The sequence below is a fragment of the Sulfurimonas sp. HSL-3221 genome (assembly GCF_021044585.1).
GTDB classification, from domain to species: domain Bacteria; phylum Campylobacterota; class Campylobacteria; order Campylobacterales; family Sulfurimonadaceae; genus Thiomicrolovo; species Thiomicrolovo sulfuroxydans.
Genome location: NZ_CP087998.1, coordinates 190,747 through 208,078, shown reverse-complemented (window position 1 = coordinate 208,078; position 17,332 = coordinate 190,747). Strand labels below are relative to the sequence as shown.

Genomic DNA, 17,332 nt, shown 5'->3' with positions numbered 1-17,332 from the left:
TAAAACACAATATGTGATACCACAAGATGCAATATGAAATATTTTTGAACAATATTTTATCTATTTGCTATATTGCAGGCACAAAAAACATTGGAGGGTTCTATGACAGACAATTATATGAAAGACTTCGTGAAACTATGTAGTGCATATGGTCAATACCACACATCTACAACAGTAGAAAAGTTCCTGGCCTATCAGCACAATTACACCCTTTCCTTTTTGGATACCCCCAAAGATGGCAAGCGGCCAGAAGTATTTTTCTTTATATGTGTTACCGATCAAATAACCAACAGCATCATTTTTACAATGCAAGCCATATCGGGGAATAGGCCTAATTTGTTTGAGGACATCATGCGCATGGAGTTTAAGTCTGGACTGCACTCGTTTCTTGAACCAAGACAAGACCGGAAGAACCTGCTCATTGATTTGTTTGTAGTACCAGTCAAAGACAAAAAGAGTGCTGCAGTAATCAAGAAACATCTTTGTCCCTTTGAGTCCGAAACAAAAAAATTCACTGACACCAACCCGATCAGACACTTCATCGACGAAGTAAAAAACAAGCTATCGATTGGCAATGTACTGAGTTTGTTCATTGCGATGTTTTCTATTGTCGTCGTGAGCATTGTTGTCAGACTATTAATCTTCGGATTCCCACTACATTCCATCTCAATTGAATCGGTCGTTCTGATTGCAGAAGAAACCCTTCTATTCATTGGCGGCTTGATACTTGCGTATACACTCGTCATGGGAGGTGGTGGAGTACTCCCACTACATGTGCTTGAAAAGATGAGCAAACAATATATCATCAAATGCAAACCTAGTTTGCTTGATTCCATCAAAAGTGCGTTAGTCACTATTACAGCAGGAGCAATGATTTTTCTAGCTATTACATTGATGATTTCAGGGGTGAATTTTGTGAGAGCGACTTATCTCAAAGTTGACGACCCTCTTTTTAAAGATTACCTGGTTGATATGGCTGTAGAAAGCTATACCATGGAATCTACTTTACCGGCCATTCAAGAGGTTCAGTTTTCTGATCAAAACCAATCGCAGATTATTCTCATGATGGGCATTAGAGACAACATCGTCTATTATTACCCAAAGGAAGTGGTCCAGGAAATTGTACAAGATAAAAATAGCTCTTCTCTAAAAAAAATATGCGATGGTAACGCAACTTATCCAACATATGTCAATATGCTTTTGAGATCAACAAAATTGCGCCACAAGAAAAACGAAAAAGCTTCTTTGAGAGATATACACCTGATTAGTGAATATCATTCATTCCACGAAGCGTTCTGCAAGGATAAATGATCATTTTGCCGCAGGAGTGACCTCCTCCGGCAAATAAAACTCCCTTCCTGCCAAACGTACACTCCAGCTGCTATCCTTTTTTGATCTTTTTATGTCACGTAGTTCAATTACAACATTGTCCGGAATACCGACATGATGCAGATACTCTATAGCGAGTACAGTCTTCTTGACAACACTGCTTAGATCCTGTTCTCCGCTTCTAAGTGCCTCCAAAAAGAGACGCTCAAGCAATTGGCGGCTTTTAGTTGGAGTATGCAGTATTGTCTTGCCCGCGTTTGGAAGCTGGAGGTCTATTGAATATCCGCTGTTTACGAAATTGACGAACCCTGTCAAAGTACCCCTTTGTCCAGGGAATTTCCATAGGTACCCATGCAGGGCTTTATTGGATAATTCGACCGGCACAAAATGCCTGCAGTAATGCAATAAATTTACGGCGCCACCTAATGCTAACCGTATTGACCGTACCGTCGTTTGGTCGTTTTGAAGCTTTGTATGCAAGTGTTCAGAATATTTATGAAGCATATCCGCTTGCCAAGTCTTCTTAGGGAATCTACCGAGATAACGTTCAATCATATCCATGTTGGAGTATTCTTCCTGTACTCTCTTGTCAATTCTGATCACTCCGATCTCATCCAGAAAAATGCTCACAAGAAGATTTTGACGTGTTCTGGCCACCGTGAAACGGTCAACGAGTTCTTCGTAAGATGGATGCCTTTCTAGCTCTTCTGCAAAACGATCCAGGTCAAAGAAATAAGGAAAATATTGCTTGATCTTATTGGAAGCGAACTGCGAGCCTCTTCTTTTCACAAGCCACTGTGAAAATTGTGTAAAATATTCGGCCATAAAGGGTGACAAGGCATGCTGACCAAAATCAATCTGGCGGCCTAACGAGTTGTTACTGCTGCACGACGTGCAAATACGACCAACGCCTGCAGGGAATTCCTCGCCACAAACTTTGCATGTCCGTGTTCCCTCCAACGCACAAATCCGGCATACTGGCTTTTGTTCATCATCATATGTATAAGCCTTTCTCTGTTTTCTGCATTGAGAGCAGACAGGCAAGTGCTTGTTGTAGCAAGATTGGCAAACAAGTGCCACCTTTCCATCGTTAAATGTTCTATTAGAGACAGTGTATGTAGTTTTTCCGCACTCTGTACAAGTTTTATAGGGGCGAAAATACTTTGAGCATGAGTTGCATACCGGTCCTTGTCCACTGATCAATCCTGGCGTATAGTCAGTCTTCCCACATCTTATACACGGGGAATTTTTAACTTGGCATATCTTGCAAACAGCAACCACTAGATCGTTGTGAACTTTCTTTTTTCGGCCACATTTTGTGCATGTTCGCAAGGTAAAATTCGATTCAAAACATTGGCGGCAGAAACGCTCTCCTCTGTATCTGTACGACCACTCTCCATCCAGTACTTTTGCACAACTGCTGCAATGAGTTTCTTTCACAGATATCTCCTGAGCTCGTCCATTTTAATTTCGATCTCACGCTTGCTCTTTGGCTCTAAAGATCTCGTTGACAACTTCCGATGCACTTCTCCTCTTACGTTGTCTTTCAGAGCACCCATTATGTCGTCTATCGTCGATTCCAACTCGCACTTTGTTCTTTCAAACATTTGACGCGTTACGCCTTCCTCGCGTAAAATAAAAAGAACATCGTTATGCTGCATTTTGCAGAGCTTTCCGACAAGAGTCAACAGGTAGTGCCGCTCATCTACGCCAGCCATATCAAGTAGATTGCCGGCATGTTTCAAGCGCCTTTCTTCTTGCCCGTCGAGCCTACCCACGACCCTCTGAACAGCCTGGCAACGATCGGCTCTGCGAAAAAAACGCATTAGTAATCTCACGGTCGCAAAAACCAAATGTGTTTTCCCCTCCAGCAAGGGAAAAACATCTTTTGCATATTGATCATTTATAGCTATTGCATTGAGATACTCCTGTAGATCCAAAGCCATCTCGTTTGCCGGCAAGGAGCTGGTCGATTTCAAGTCATAACCACACATATGACACTTGGAGACGTCACCATCATCATATTGCACCAGCTGGGGGGAAAATACGGAATGGCATGCAGGGCAATGAATATGTAGCAGAATGCTGTGATGAGGACAGGCGACGTTCCATGAGAGGCGCCACTGCTTCTTGAAATAGACAGTCGAAAGTCCAAGACACTTTGGACAAAAGTGAAGACCATTTACTCGTTTTCTGCTGCGGCTACCAGTTGGAATAACCCATGGCCATGCTATGGTTGGTTTCATTCGGGAGAGGTGGGTTACTTTTTCTATTACGCCGGCCAGTGTCATCCCAACGATCTCTCCAGGGGATAACGAGGTAGCTTCAGACAAAGCATATACTTTATCCTCCGGCAAGAATCGATCCATATCCTTGGTCCACATCCTGGACTTCGGCCAAATCGCATCCGCAAAACTGGTGGGATCACTCCCGTTCATAATGGAACAGCGAATCAACCAAGAGCTCAGAATCTCATCCTCCCAGGGTTTTGGCCGCACAGGGATCAAAGCGGTATCTCGCGTGCTCTTTGTTTATTCGAACGCATGACCCACTGATTTTCTTTAATGAGATCCACAGTGATCTCTTCGAGCCCCCGTTCTATCGCGCTTTTACTGCATTCCACAAGAAGCCTGTGCAGATCCCCCAAATTCCCCTGGCAATACTGGTATATCAGTGTTGCCTTTTCTTTCCTATCGATATGCGAAGGCTTCTTCAAAGGAAGCCTTTTTTCGAAAGCGACAAGCAGTGCTCTGAAGTTTTTGTCCATATCCCACAGAGGCAATCTCGCAATGTCGAAGCGGCTCGCGAGTTGGGGTTCCGACCCCAAGACAAGTGCTGCTTCGTGGACGCCGACACCTACAATGGGTATCATCAGCTCGTTGCTAAGGTTTTTTAAGACATCCATGATGCTTCTCTGCTGCACCGGGGTTCCGCGTAGTAAATTATGGATTTCATCCAGGATCAACATCTTGACATGGCAAGCACGCATCAAAGAAATGGCCTGGTATTTCAGCTTCAAGCGTGTATCGTTTTTCCTAAATGGAGTTAAGAACGTTTCCAGAATAGCAATGTAAAGTTCCCGTTCATCCGAATTTTGCATTACAGCCTGTATGACAGGCCGTTGCACATGTGTTATCCGGTCCTCATCTTCAAAAGTGACATCCGGGTGCATTTGGGCAAATCTATTGACGATGGACGTCTTCCCAATAGCTGCTTCTCCAATTATCAACAACCCTTGCATCCTGGGTTTTTTGGGCATATTGATGATTCTATTTAGCAATTGAATGACGCTGTCGCTTTTTGGGTAATTGATCCATACGTCTTCATCAAGTGAAGCAATGCGGCGTTCTGCATCCAGATCAAGTAGATGCTTATAATCGTCATGGATATGGGAATATGGGATGCTCACTCTACAATCCTAATCAAAAACGGGAAGGTCATCGTCATCCCATAGGCTTTCATCCCCGGCTTTTGCCGGCTCTTCTGTCTTAACAATCGGCTTTGGATCTTTCTGCTTAGAATGCTCCTGATTCTTTATTTTCTGAAGCTGCCGTCTCGCTTTTTTTGATTTTTGTGAAGAACTTTCGATGTGTTCATGCAGTTCCTCATATGCCTCTGCTAGTTTGTACGGCGTAATGGCTTGCGTACCTGCATTCTTCAGTCTCTTTCTGATTTCTTTCAACTCCCATAGACTCATCCTTGGAATGGTCATGTCAGCCAAACGCACTTTGTAATAAACTTGGTTCACTTCCTCATAAAACCACACAAAGCTGATATCGCGAATGTCTCTTTTAAAAATGAATTGCTTCTTTTTTCCTGTTTGCAGATCAATCTGGTTGATGAATGGGCGTAGAGACTGGTCATAATAGTTCAGTCCGTCGATATTTACACCGTTGCGCTGGATGGTGCGCATAACCATTGGCAGGAAGTCAAGCAAAACAGTCTGCGGATCGGATGGTTTTGGGGGATACCCCACGCCTTCATGCAAGGCGCTGCCAAATATGCCCTCTCTCCATTTCGCCTCTGGAGACACTCCCAAAGTTTGATGCTGACGCTTATGGTATATTTTGGTAAGGAAGAGCAATAGCCACTTTTCGTACTCCGAAAAAGTCATCATCGCATTGCCTTCGGAATCATATGTCTTGCGTTCAAAGATATTTGAAAACGTCGTACCGGGGATATTGTGCGTTTCATCCATGATTGTTTTAATCATTCTTTCGACATGCCCACCTAGGCTGGGAACGCCTGGCGACCTAAACATATAATTCATTCCATATACAAGACAACTCCTCTTCAGGCTCTCTGATCTGAAATCTGCACCATTATCGGAATGAATAGTTTGCGGGAACCCCCAGACATCCCACTCCTCCTCAATGCCATGTTCAAGTAGGATTTGATCTTTTGGAAGCACTGCGTTTGCAATACACAATGCATCCGATGTAACACTGGGGGCTTCTAGGGACAGATGGAATCCCACAACCATTCGACTATACAGGTCAATCATTACGGTGAGCCATGGTCGATCGATAGGTGCCCTCGTCTCGTCATCGACAAGGATGACATCGGCACGGGTATGGTCAATCTGTACAATCTGCAGCGGGTATTCAGCGTTAAAGCTCCCAGGTTTTGGCTCAAACTTATCCCTTGCGATCGACGCATTTCCCTGTTTTTTTAGTCGTTCATATTCTGAAATACCGGCAATCCTATTTCTAATCGTATTCTTGCCGGGTGGGGTGACATTCTCCTGCTTGCACTGATTAAATACTTTATGGATGATGGACGATACGTTTGGTCGTTGTTTAGTCAAATAGAATTTTTGGATCATTTCCTGGATAATTGCTTCAGCCCGGCTGTTGATTCCTGACTTACCAGGCTTTGGGCCTTTCTTCCGTGGTGCAAGACCTAAAATTGTCCCGCTCTCCCTGTATTCTTTATACCATCGATACAAGGTGGTATAGTGGACATTCATCTGCTCTGCATGTTGTTCGATTTCAACCTTGGAAGCTCCATTCAATATTGGTTTGATACCTTCATATCGGCGCTCTACTTTTTCCCAAGTCTCATCAGAAATATCCAACATATCCCTGTCGATAATCTCATAGCCGCTTGATTCACTAAACTCTATTGGTTTTAAGTCCCTAGCCAATAACCTTGTTGCACTTCCGGTCTTGGTATTTATCCCAACAATCTCGTGTGGGTCGATAATCAGTGACACTTTATATACTTCGCCTTGGTATTGGACATAGCCATCTTTTTCAACTTTTACAAGGCGTCTGTCGAGTTTATGTGCTTCCGTCTCAGAATGCATAGTGAGCTCCCAAACAGTTATTCTCTTCTTCTTTCGCCCAGACCACTGTATGCTTGCCCAAAGGCAACCCTATATCGCATACTACGTGTTTGTTCGCGATCAAATGCCATACATGCCCGAGTCCTATACCCCGTTCGCTATCAGTGACGTAGAGTGATGCGAGTAAATTCTCTATAGTCACTTCCCCCAAAATCATTAAATTTGAAATGATGCGATGTCGCTCATCAGGATCATACTCGTAGTTTTTGTACCTTGCTAAGAAACTAATGTTTTTGAAGGCCTGCCCACGGATTTTCTTTTCATCGAAGATTTTGAACACATATCCATTCTCTAAAGCGTATTTTGTGGCAAGCTTGAATTTTGGGCGGAGCGTGGAGAAGTCAGATTTGAGCTTTTTAGATGGTTTAACTTCAATAAGCATTGGCTTTGGATAAGGCTTTCGTGCATTGCCTTGGGAAGAAAGTTTGAAATGCACGAGAAAGTCCGGCGTATATTGCACGCAGTTGCCATCAGCACCAAAGTACTCTAGTGTCACCGGTTGCTCTATAACATCCAGTACCAGATCATAGAACTCCAGTACAACAAGTAAATCTCTTTCAAGCGTCGACTCAAACGCTATGCTCTTCTCTTTCCTAAATGCATAATAGCCGGAAATGCTTCCATAGGTGTATCCGATTTTTCTATTTTTCAATGAAATCTTCATTTTTCCACTTCCAAGAAGTTGCATGAATAATTGGAATTCTGTAAAGGTTTTGCACAAATATTTGGAAATATTTGCATAATTAGTTGGAATTTTGTATCAGAATACACGGGCTTTGCCTTTCGATTGTAGCATAAATAATTGGAAATGACAGCGGCAGCCACCGGGCCCAAATCGGCGAGGTGGGGCTGGCCCATAACGGCATCCTTTTCTTTGATGAGCTCCCCCACTTCTCCAAACAGGTGCTCGAAGCCCTGCGCGAGCCCCTGGAGGACAGACGCATCCGCATCTCGCGCGTCCACTCGAAGGTGGAGTACCCGACGGACTTCCTCTTCGTGTCGGCGATGAACCCCTGTCCCTGCGGCAACCTGCTGAACGACGCGCTGGAGTGCCGCTGCAGCGATCTGGAGATCCGGCGCTACCGCTCCAGACTCTCCGACCCTTTCCTCGACCGCATCGACCTCTATGTGCAGATGCAGCCCGTCCGGGCCGAGGACAGCGCTTCGCTCACCTCGGAAGCGATGCACGAGACGGTGCTGCGTGTCCATTCCCTGCAACGCTCGCGCGGGCAGCAGGCGCTCAACGGTCGCCTCGACGACGCCGGCATCGACACCTACTGCCGCCTGGACGGTGAAAGCGACACCCTGCTCTCCCAGGCCGTGCAGCGCTTCGCACTCTCCTTCCGCGCCATCAAAAAGCTACAGAGAGTCGCCCGTACCATCGCCGACATCGAAGGGAGTCCCGAGATCGCCGCGGTTCATCTCCTGGAGGCCCTCAGTTACCGCAGACGAACCTGAAACCGCCCCGCCTCCGTCAACCGCTCTTCCCCTTGGGATAAATCTGGATACAATAGGGATATATCCCCGATCAAAAGACGGCAGACGTGAAACACTCTACTTTTCAACAGGTCGTGATCACTGTTCTGAAGGCGTGGCTGCTCATTGGCACACAAATTATTGCCCTTGAAAGTACAGAGGAGGCCAACCGTACGCAACCCGTAGCGGTCGCTGCTGGCCCCGTCGCCGCGCTAATCCGCAGCGTGGCGGATGAAAACGTCACCGCCAGAGCGGAGATGCCGGCGCTGGCGACCGCAGCAAAGCGTTTTTATGCCGCACGCGGCTTCGCGCCCTTCTGGAGCCGCGACAGCCGTCTCCTTCCCGGCGCGGACATGCTCTGGCTCATGATCGACGGCATCGCGGACGAAGGGCTCGACCCCAATACGCCCGCCTACCATTTAACCGAAATCCAATCCCTCCGCCAGGAGGAGGGGAATGCAACGCTACAGCTTGCACAGCTTGACGTGCTGCTTACCGATGCTTTTTTTTCACTCGGACACGATCTGCATTACGGCCAGGCCTACGGCGCGGATCTCAATGCCACCCACGAATTCGACAATTCGCTCCTCGAACCTGCCGCCCTCCTGACGGAGCACGTTGCGCAGGGCGGCGTACAGGATGTCCTGCTCTCAGTCGCACCGAACCACATCGGTTATCAGCGGCTGCGTACGGCCCTCGCCGAGTATCGGCGGATCGCCGACGCGGGAGGCTGGAGTACCCATGCCGCAGACTACGCCGACGACGCCAATGTCTACCGCCGTCTCGCCATGACCGGCGACCTGGTCGATCCCCCCTCCGAAGACGAAGCGGAGGAGACGGAGCGGCTGCGCGATGCCGTCAAACGTTTCCAGCGTCGCCACGGCATCACGGCAGACGGCATCGTTGGTCCGGTCACATCGGCTAAGATGGCCCAGTCCCCGTCAGTGCTCATGAAGAAGATCCGCCTCAATATGGAGCGGTGGAAATGGCTGCCGCCCCACAACGGCGGTCCCTATATCATCGTCAATATCCCCGGTTTCACCCTGGAAGTCATGCAGGACGATGAACCGCTGCTGACCATGCGGGCGATCGTCGGACGCCGCGAACGCGAGACCCCCACCTTCGCTTCCATGATGCGCTACATCGTCCTCAACCCCTATTGGCGCGTGCCGGCAACGATCCTCAACGAAGACCTTATTCCGAAACTTCAAACCGATCCCCACTACCTGGCCGTAAAACACATCAAGCTTTTCGCCGCCGACGACGCCGACGAGAGCCACCCCATCGACCCCCGGACCATCGACTGGATGCAGTGGCAGCAGAGCGATACCAATCGCTATACCTTCCGCGAAGACCCCGGCGCAAAAAACCCGCTGGGTTACGTCAAGTTCCTCTTTCAGAACCCCTACGATATCTATATCCACGATACGCCTTCACAATCGCTCTTTAAAAACGGCAACGGTACCCATAGCTCCGGCTGCATCCGGGTCAGAAAGCCGATGGAGCTGGCCCATTACCTTCTCTCACTCGATGATCCGGATATCACTTACAAAGCACTCCTGACACAGCTGTTGACAGGCGAAAACCGCTGGGTCCGTCTCACCACTCCCGTCCCCGTCTATATCACCTACCAGACCGCGCGCGTCGATGAAGAGGGCGTGGTCTATTTCTACGACGACATCTACAAGTACGATCGAAAACTCAGTCATTATCTTAAGAAATACTAAGTAATTTAAACTACTGATGCACCACCATGTTTCGTTTTGGTATAATAATATACATAAGAAATAAGAAACAGGGGGATTCGGATGGCGTTTGAACAGACAATGGATCGCAGAGCGTTTTTGAAACTGGGCGGGGCGGCGGCCCTGGCGGCCGCCCTTCCGAATACACTGTTCGGCAGTACAGCCGACGCGTATGAGAAAACGCTCTCTTTCTACAACATTCATACGGGTGAAAGCCTCAAAACCACTTTTTGGGCCGAAGGCAGTTTTATCCCGGAATCCCTCGTCGATATCAATAAGATCCTCAGGGACTACCGGACGGGCACGGAGATAGCAATGGACCCTGAACTTCTTGACCTGCTCTACGCCATCCGTACCAAACTCGACAGCAAAGAAGCCTTTCACATCATTTCAGGCTACCGCTCGCCGAAGACCAATGCCATGCTGCACAACAACACTTCCGGCGTCGCGAAAAAAAGCCTCCATATGCTTGGCAAAGCGATGGACATCAACCTGCCCGGTACGCAGCTCTCCATGCTCCGCAAAGCCGCCGTCAGTGAAAAAGTCGGCGGGGTCGGCTTTTATCCCGATTCCCACTTCGTCCACGTCGACAGCGGCCGCGTCCGCTACTGGTAACGTTCCCTACTGCCGCGAAAAGAGCGGCAGACAGAGCGTATAGAGTTTACACCCCACACAAAAGCCGCAGGCGGCTTCCAGCAACGCAAAAAGCGCCATGACAGTCATCAGCCATGTCGCAGCCTCAACGTAACCTCCCACCGCAAGCAGCAGGGCCGTGATGACGAAAACCAATCCGATCTTCGCCGCGAATTTCTTCGGCCCCGCATCTACCGGCTTCGCCGAGACAGGCAATCGTTTCACGACCGCCCGGCTTGTCAGGAAGAAAGGGCTCCCCTTCGGTGCCCCCAGAACGCGTATCGCGAAATCATACACCAGCAGCGCCAGCAGCCAGAACGAGCCGCTCCACAAAAATGCGGCGACAGCTATTACCACTAGAAACGCCTGCAGTCTTACCAGGTTCTCATCTATTTTTATCAGTGCCACGGGGCATGCAGCAGCCATGATATCTCCTTGGCAGATCCGTCGTTTTGCGGACCTTTTTCAATCTTTAGAGCGATCATATCAAAGAAAAATCATAATACACAAGTAAATATACTTTATTAATCAAGTATAGTATTAGCTTTCCGTTGCCTTTCTCTACTGCTCCAAGTACTACGTCATCCGTGCTATCGAATCTGACCGGAATGCTGCTGGCTTCCACGTTACCGCTATCGTTAAAAGGATGCTTTACCTGAAACCGCCTATACTGTTAAAAGCTATCCACCAAAGGATCCTCATGCGGTCATCTCTTTTACTCCTGCTGCTGTTATGCACGCTGCTACCGGCAGCTGCGACAGAGATCGCCAACGGTCAGACCGCCATGATCAGCCTCGCCGCCGATGACGATGCGAGGCTTTTCTACCGGGGGAAAGAGATCCCGCTGCTGCAGCATCCGGCCGATCCCGATCAACGCATTGCCCTTATTCCCGTCGGGTACCGCACGGCACCGGGAGAAAAGCAGTTGCACCGTCTCAGCCCGGAAGGGGACGAACTGATCCCTTTCCGCATCATTGACGGCAACTACCCCTCCGAAACCCTTCATGTCCAGCCCTCCAAGGTCAAACCGAATCCCGAACAGCAGAAACGCGTCTCGAGAGAGTACCGTGAGGCGATGGCGATCTACGGCCGCTTTACGCCGCAGCGCTTCTGGTCTACGCCCTTTGCCCTTCCGATGGAGAGCAACGTTACAAGTGTTTTCGGCACGGCAAGGCTCTTCAACGGCAGCCTCAGGAGCTTTCATTCCGGCACCGATTTCCGGGCCAAGCCCGGCTCCCCCGTCGCTGCCGTCAACGACGGCGTGGTCGTACTCGCCAAAGAGCGCTATTACGCCGGGAACTCCGTGCTTGTCGACCACGGGGAGGGGCTTTACAGCTGCTACTACCACCTCAGCCGTATCGACGTCAAGGTCGGCGACAGCGTCGCCAAAGGAGAACCGATCGGCCTCAGCGGCAGTACCGGCCGCGTGACCGGTCCGCATCTGCATTTTGCCGTGATGCTGCAGGGCGTCCAGGTCGACCCGATGCAGCTGCTCTCAACACTCAACGGTCTTTTCCGGGAGACCAAAACAGCGCAGCTAGATACGTCACGCGCAGCGGACACCGAATAACGCCCCTTCCGGCGAGACCACTGCCCGCATCCGCTCCGTGCAGAAATTCCCCTGCGCATTTTTTGCCCGGTAGACCATCTCCACGTGCAGACGCTCGCCTTCACGGCGATAGTACGTTTTGATATGGACAAAGCTCTCAGGGAAACGCAGCCGTTTGCGCAGATAACGTGTCAGCGCGATATGCGCACCGTCTCTGCGGCTGAACTGCCCCTCGATGCGTGCCTGCACCTCCTGAGATCGCTCTGCGCTCTGAAGCTTCGGCACGTCATCGCTGTTGCGCCGCGTGTCCTCCAGGCTCCTGCCGTCCGCCATAGTACCCGTCAATAGCATGAAACCGACGAGTGCACTTTTCACATAGTCCGAAACTGATTTCATTGATCGTTTCCATTGGGGATTTTCCCAATTGTAGATCGCAAAAGACAACGTATATCACATGGTGGGAATGTAGAAAAGGGGGAAACCGCTTCGTGCGAAGCGGCCTTTTTTGAAGAAAAGGTCGTGCTAGAACGTAGCGACGACCGCTTTGGTGATGAAGTAACCGCCGACAACAAGCCAGACGAACATCGCACCGGCGGCGTAGATCGGCTTGAGGCCGAGGCCTTTGAACTTCGCGAAACGCGTTCCCATACCGAGCGCCGTCATGGCCATCGTCAACAGGAACGTATCGATCTCGTTCACATAAGCGATCGTCGTAGTGATCAGCCCCGCGACCGCTTCGCTCACACCGCCGTGAACGTAGCCGTGGATCAGGGAGTTGACACCGGCCATCCCCACGAAGTAGACGGCAAACCAGGGGATGACGAGCTTGATCACACCGCCCTCGCCGCCGCTTTTCTTCGCAGCGTAGGAGAGGTAGATCCCCAACAGGATCAGCATCGGGGCGATCATGATAACGCGGGTCATTTTGACGATAACGGCCGCATCACTCGCCTCGGTGCCGTACGCACCGCCGACGGCGACGACCTGCGCAACCTCGTGGATCGTGCCGCCGACATAGATACCGAATTCGCGCGGCGTCATGTCGAAGACCCCTGCACTGTAGAGTGCCGGGTAGAGGAACATCGCGATCGTACCGAACAAGACGACCATGGAGACGGCGATCGCCGCTTTGTGCTCTTCGGCTTTGAGGACCGGCTCCGTCGCCAGGACCGCAGCCGCACCGCAGACAGAGGCGCCGGATGCCGTCAGCATAGCGGTATCGCGGTCAAGGCCGAAGATCTTGCTCCCGAGCCAAGTCCCGAGGATAAAGGTCGAGCCCAGCATGATCAGCGAGACCATAAACCCTTCGATACCGACCTCGGCGATCTGCTGGAAGGTAATACGGAAACCGTAAAAGACAATAGCGAAACGGAGGATTTTTTTACCGGAGAAGACAATCCCGCTCTCCCACGCTTCCGGGAAATGGTTATGCAGCGTGTTTGCGTAGAAGATACCGATCACGATACCCACAACCAAGGGAGATATCCCCAGTTTCGCTACCGGGGCCAGCGCCGCGATATAGGTGGCGGCGGCGGCGACGATCGCGACAAAGATGATACCGCTGATCGTCCCTTTGCGTTTCTCTTTGGAAAAAGCCATAAAAACCCTTTTGTCGGGCACACGCCGGCCAGGTAAAACCGGGGGGCCCAAGTATAATTGGGTGTAATTATACAGTTTTTAAGATGTTAAGAAAAATAAGGGAAAATTGATACTTGATTCAGCTTTTTTGAAAGAAAACCGGCGTCAGAACGCCAGTTCGTGCAGCTCTTTGAAGAGGAAGGCTTCGACGATGTCGTCGATGGAACGCTGCATATGCGCGACAAGGACCATCATCTGCTGTTCGATGAACTCCATCACCGGTTCAAAATCACCCGGCACGATAACGGCATCGGGCCACTCCTCCAGCGCCGTCTCCTTCTCCGCGAAAAAACGGACTTCGACGACCTGCCCCTCCTCCACGTCGACCAGACCCCAAGTCTTGGCCTCCGCGATCGGAACGAGGGAACCCTCCTGGGTATCCTCCCGGTCCATCGGCAGCAGCAGCTTCATCAGCAGACCGCCTTTTCAACCTTGGAGAGGTCCAGTTTCAGCGCATCGTTGTCCATCACGCCGACCCCTTTGTCCAGCACGCCCGACGCGATCGCCTTGGCTTCGTCCAAGGAGTGCATTTTACAGGTACCGCATTGGTAGAGGTTGAGTTCGGGGATATCTTCCTGGTGTTCGACACCGAGAACGTCCTTCATTGATGCTTCCCAGGCTTCGGCGACACGCACCTCCTCCGGCGTACCGATCACGCTCATGTAGAACCCGGTACGGCACCCCATCGGGGAGACATCGATGATCTCCACGTTGTTGCCGTTGAGGTGGTCGCGCATAAATCCGGCAAAGAGATGTTCGAGCGTATGGATCCCACGCTCGGGCATGATCTCCTCGTTCGGTTTGCAAAAGCGAAGGTCAAAGACCGTAATGGCATCCCCGCAGGGTGTCTTCATCCCTTTGGCCTTGCGCACTGCCGGCGCCGGCATGATGGTATGGTCGACTGTAAAACTGTCAAGCAGAGGCATATTTGTCCTTTAACATCGGATGAAAATTTTTCAAATGGTAGCGTTTGTGTATTGAAGGGGGCTTTAACGGATGGGGTTAATAGGGGGCGAAGCCGTGTCTTTTAGACACTGGCCTCTTCGCGGCGCTGGAGGTATTCCCAGTCGCGGTCGACACGAGCTTGCCACTCGTCGAGGACATGCTTGTTCTCCGGTTTGAAGAGGTGCTTGAAGCGCCCCTGCGCACCGAGATAGTCCTTGACCGGGATGACATTTTTCGGACGGTAGGTGATGTTGAGCTTCGTACCGCCGATGATCTCGTAGAGCGGGAAGACCAGGGAGTCCGTCGCCAGATCGGAGATCGCAATCGTATCTTCGGGAAGGAACTTCCACTCCGTCGTACAGGCGGACATGGCGTTGATGAAGACCGGGCCTTCGGTCGCGAAACCGGTTTGGATCTTCTTGACCATATCTTTCCACTTGTTCGGTGCAACCTGCGCAACGTACGGTGAGCCGTGCGCCGCCATGATTTGCATCATGTTTTTCTTGTGCATCTTCTCGCCGTAGCTGACGCGACCCGCCGGGGCTGTCGTTGTGCTCGCACCGATCGGTGTGGAAGAGGAGCGCTGTCCGCCGGTATTGGCGTAGACTTCGTTGTCGAGAACGACGTACATCATGTTATGACCGCGTTCGAAACAGCCGGAGATCCACTGGAAACCGATGTCGTAAGAGGCGCCGTCGCCGCCGAACGCAACGAATTTCGGCTCGCGGTCCGGCTGCTTCAGGCGCCCTTTGCGTTTGAGAGCCTTGTACATCGCCTCGGCACCCGCAACAGCCGTAGAGCCGTTCTCGAAGCCGATATGGATCCAGGAAGCGTCCCATGACGTATAGGGGTAAACCGCCGTACAAACTTCCAGACAGCCTGTCGATGCCGCAAGGATCAGGTCATCGTTCGTCGCGTTGAGAACTTCGCGGACGATGATAGAGTGCGCACACCCCGGACAGAGGAGGTTTGCCCCCTCGAAACGGTCCGCGGATGTTGAAAACTCTTTAAGGTTTTTAATCTTTTTCATTTCGCTCATATCTCTTCTCCTTAGTGGAAGCTGATCTTCGGTCCGCGGACCCCGATCAGCTGCTGCAGCGGTGTCGTCGGCTTGCCGGCTTCCGCATTGGCAAGCAGCTCTGCGTAGATTTCGCGCAGATGGACTTTGGTGAGGTCACGGCCGCCGAGGCCGTAGACGTAGTTCGTCAGGACTTTCACTTCACCGCTGTTAACGACCGTACCGGCCAGTTCGTTGTAGAGCATCCCGAAGGTACCGTTCGGTGAAGAGCGGTCGAGGGCACCGATCGCTTTGATCCCCTTGAGGGCCTCTGCGATCTGCGCGTGCGGCCACGGACGGACGACACGGATACCGATTACGCCGACTTTCTTGCCATCGGCACGCAGCTCATCGGCCACTTCGTACGCCGTTTCAACGGAAGTTCCCATACAGACGACAACCGCATCCGCATCTTCCGTCTTGTACGTTTCAACGATGTTATAGCGGCGGCCCGTCATTTTTTCGAACGCATCGAATGCAGCTTCGATCTTCGGGAAGACCTTCGTCATCAGGTCATTGTGCTGGCGCGCTTTGTGCTCGAAGTGCCAGTCCTCTTCGGTCTGGACACCGTGCGTGACCGGGTGATCGAGGTCGAGCATATCGTTCATCGGCTTGAATTCGCCGACGAAGTTATAAGCAGTGTCATCGTCCATTGTTTTGACACCCTGCGCCGTATGCGACGTCAGGAAGCCGTCCTGGTGGACCATTGCCGGCAGGCGGATCTCATGGTCTTCCGCGACGCGGAAAGCAATGAAGTTGAGGTCATAGGCGTGCTGCGGGTTATACGCATCGAACTGAATCCAGCCGCTGTCGCGTCCGAGGTACATATCGGAGTGGTCGCCGTTGACGTTCAACGGTGCAGCCAGGGCACGGTTGACGACATTCAGGATAATCGGCAGACGCATACCGGATGCTTGGTAAAGGGTCTCGACCATCAGGGCAAAGCCCTGGGAAGAGGTCGCCGTTGCGACACGGCCGCCCGCTGCGGCAGCACCGATACAGCCGGACATCGCCGCGTGCTCGGACTCGACCATGACGAACTCGCCGTCGATGTAGCCGTTTGCCAGATAGTTACCGTAGTTCTCGACAATCGGGGTCGAAGGGGTGATCGGGTACGCCGCGACGACGTCGATCTGTACCTGGCGCAGTGCCTGGCTGGCGGCCATGTTACCGTCCCAGACCTCGACGTCGCGCAGTTCCATTTTATCTGCCATTAGTTCTCCTTCTTCTCTTTTTCCGGCCAGCCGGCAAGTGCTTTGTCTTCATCTTCCTGCTCGGCAAACATCAGCAGGGATTTCGGGTTCGTCGGGCATACCTCGACACAGATACCGCAGCCTTTGCAGTGATCGTAGTCGACGCCGACCATCTTCTTGTCCCGGGAAATAATGGAGATATCCGGGCAGTAGATCCAACAGAACTGACAGTCGATACAGTAGTCCTTGTTAAAGATCGGTTTTTCGATACGCCAGTCTGCGACACTCGCCGTAAAGGAGTTCGATTTGGAGTAGGGGCGGTCTTCCTGAAGCGTCGTAGCGACATCATTGACCGCACCGTCGAACGAGCGCAGCATTGCGCCGATTTCAAAATCGTTCCATCCGTTGTTCATCTGCTCT

General features: G+C 51.1%; 18 protein-coding genes. 5 read left to right on the top strand and 13 right to left on the bottom strand.

Annotated features, from left to right (window positions below; translation table 11 throughout):
* Positions 1 to 102: 102 nt before the first annotated feature.
* Positions 103 to 1,311, top strand: coding sequence for a hypothetical protein (locus LOH54_RS01085; RefSeq protein ID WP_231019777.1), 1,209 nt, complete (start codon positions 103 to 105; stop codon positions 1,309 to 1,311).
* On the opposite strand, the gene LOH54_RS01080 is transcribed toward LOH54_RS01085, so the two are convergent.
* From LOH54_RS01080 to LOH54_RS01060, 5 genes are all read right to left on the bottom strand, one after another.
* On the bottom strand, positions 1,312 to 2,409 hold the full coding sequence (locus tag LOH54_RS01080; RefSeq protein WP_231019775.1) for a hypothetical protein: 1,098 nt from the start codon (positions 2,407 to 2,409) through the stop codon (positions 1,312 to 1,314).
* A 356-nt stretch (positions 2,410 to 2,765) separates the two neighbouring features.
* Positions 2,766 to 3,827: a TniQ family protein gene (locus LOH54_RS01075; RefSeq protein WP_231021249.1), complete on the bottom strand. Its 1,062-nt coding sequence runs from the start codon at positions 3,825 to 3,827 to the stop codon at positions 2,766 to 2,768.
* Positions 3,828 to 3,832: 5 nt separating this feature from the next.
* Positions 3,833 to 4,738 carry a TniB family NTP-binding protein gene (locus LOH54_RS01070; RefSeq protein ID WP_231019774.1) on the bottom strand — a complete coding sequence of 302 codons (906 nt, stop codon included), beginning with the start codon at positions 4,736 to 4,738 and terminating at the stop codon, positions 3,833 to 3,835.
* A gap of 9 nt (positions 4,739 to 4,747) precedes the next feature.
* On the bottom strand, positions 4,748 to 6,637 hold the full coding sequence (locus tag LOH54_RS01065) for a TnsB C-terminal domain-containing protein (RefSeq protein WP_231019772.1): 1,890 nt from the start codon (positions 6,635 to 6,637) through the stop codon (positions 4,748 to 4,750).
* Positions 6,627 to 7,364, bottom strand: a complete 738-nt coding sequence (locus tag LOH54_RS01060; protein WP_231019770.1) for a TnsA endonuclease N-terminal domain-containing protein — start codon at positions 7,362 to 7,364, stop codon at positions 6,627 to 6,629. Before LOH54_RS01060 ends, LOH54_RS01065 begins: the two co-directional genes overlap by 11 nt.
* 110 nt (positions 7,365 to 7,474) lie before the next feature.
* Here LOH54_RS01060 and LOH54_RS01055 point away from each other — a divergent pair, with 110 nt between their 5' ends.
* The 3 genes from LOH54_RS01055 (at position 7,475) to mepK (ending at position 10,512) form a co-directional block, all read left to right on the top strand.
* Complete coding sequence (locus LOH54_RS01055; protein ID WP_349636722.1) at positions 7,475 to 8,134, top strand: ATP-binding protein; 660 nt, start codon at positions 7,475 to 7,477, stop codon at positions 8,132 to 8,134.
* A 113-nt stretch (positions 8,135 to 8,247) separates the two neighbouring features.
* Positions 8,248 to 9,879, top strand: coding sequence for a L,D-transpeptidase family protein (locus tag LOH54_RS01050; RefSeq protein WP_231019767.1), 1,632 nt, complete (start codon positions 8,248 to 8,250; stop codon positions 9,877 to 9,879).
* 81 nt (positions 9,880 to 9,960) lie between these two features.
* Complete coding sequence (gene mepK, locus LOH54_RS01045; protein ID WP_231019765.1) at positions 9,961 to 10,512, top strand: peptidoglycan L,D-endopeptidase MepK; 552 nt, start codon at positions 9,961 to 9,963, stop codon at positions 10,510 to 10,512.
* A 6-nt stretch (positions 10,513 to 10,518) separates the two neighbouring features.
* On the opposite strand, the gene LOH54_RS01040 is transcribed toward mepK, so the two are convergent.
* A complete protein-coding gene (locus tag LOH54_RS01040) occupies positions 10,519 to 10,956 on the bottom strand; it encodes a DUF4395 domain-containing protein (protein WP_231019763.1) in 438 nt (145 codons plus the stop codon).
* Positions 10,957 to 11,230: 274 nt separating this feature from the next.
* Between LOH54_RS01040 and pgp3 the strand changes: the two genes are divergently transcribed.
* The gene (pgp3, locus tag LOH54_RS01035) at positions 11,231 to 12,100 is read left to right on the top strand and encodes a peptidoglycan metallopeptidase Pgp3 (protein ID WP_231019761.1); all 870 of its coding nucleotides are present in this window, start codon (positions 11,231 to 11,233) and stop codon (positions 12,098 to 12,100) included.
* Here pgp3 and LOH54_RS01030 read toward each other — a convergent pair.
* From LOH54_RS01030 to LOH54_RS01000, 7 genes are all read right to left on the bottom strand, one after another.
* The gene (locus LOH54_RS01030; protein WP_231019759.1) at positions 12,077 to 12,475 is read right to left on the bottom strand and encodes a hypothetical protein; all 399 of its coding nucleotides are present in this window, start codon (positions 12,473 to 12,475) and stop codon (positions 12,077 to 12,079) included. The genes pgp3 and LOH54_RS01030 overlap by 24 nt on opposite strands.
* 126 nt (positions 12,476 to 12,601) lie before the next feature.
* Positions 12,602 to 13,678: a YeiH family protein gene (locus LOH54_RS01025; protein WP_231019757.1), complete on the bottom strand. Its 1,077-nt coding sequence runs from the start codon at positions 13,676 to 13,678 to the stop codon at positions 12,602 to 12,604.
* Positions 13,679 to 13,822: 144 nt separating this feature from the next.
* Complete coding sequence (locus LOH54_RS01020) at positions 13,823 to 14,128, bottom strand: hypothetical protein (protein WP_231019755.1); 306 nt, start codon at positions 14,126 to 14,128, stop codon at positions 13,823 to 13,825.
* Complete coding sequence (gene luxS, locus LOH54_RS01015; RefSeq protein ID WP_231019753.1) at positions 14,128 to 14,643, bottom strand: S-ribosylhomocysteine lyase; 516 nt, start codon at positions 14,641 to 14,643, stop codon at positions 14,128 to 14,130. The genes LOH54_RS01020 and luxS overlap by 1 nt, the downstream gene beginning before the upstream one ends.
* Before the next feature lie 101 nt (positions 14,644 to 14,744).
* On the bottom strand, positions 14,745 to 15,701 hold the full coding sequence (locus LOH54_RS01010; protein WP_231019751.1) for a thiamine pyrophosphate-dependent enzyme: 957 nt from the start codon (positions 15,699 to 15,701) through the stop codon (positions 14,745 to 14,747).
* 11 nt (positions 15,702 to 15,712) lie between these two features.
* The gene (locus LOH54_RS01005) at positions 15,713 to 16,933 is read right to left on the bottom strand and encodes a 2-oxoacid:ferredoxin oxidoreductase subunit alpha (protein WP_231019750.1); all 1,221 of its coding nucleotides are present in this window, start codon (positions 16,931 to 16,933) and stop codon (positions 15,713 to 15,715) included.
* The gene (locus LOH54_RS01000) at positions 16,933 to 17,325 is read right to left on the bottom strand and encodes a 4Fe-4S dicluster-binding protein (protein ID WP_231019748.1); all 393 of its coding nucleotides are present in this window, start codon (positions 17,323 to 17,325) and stop codon (positions 16,933 to 16,935) included. The genes LOH54_RS01005 and LOH54_RS01000 overlap by 1 nt, the downstream gene beginning before the upstream one ends.
* Positions 17,326 to 17,332 lie beyond the last annotated feature (7 nt).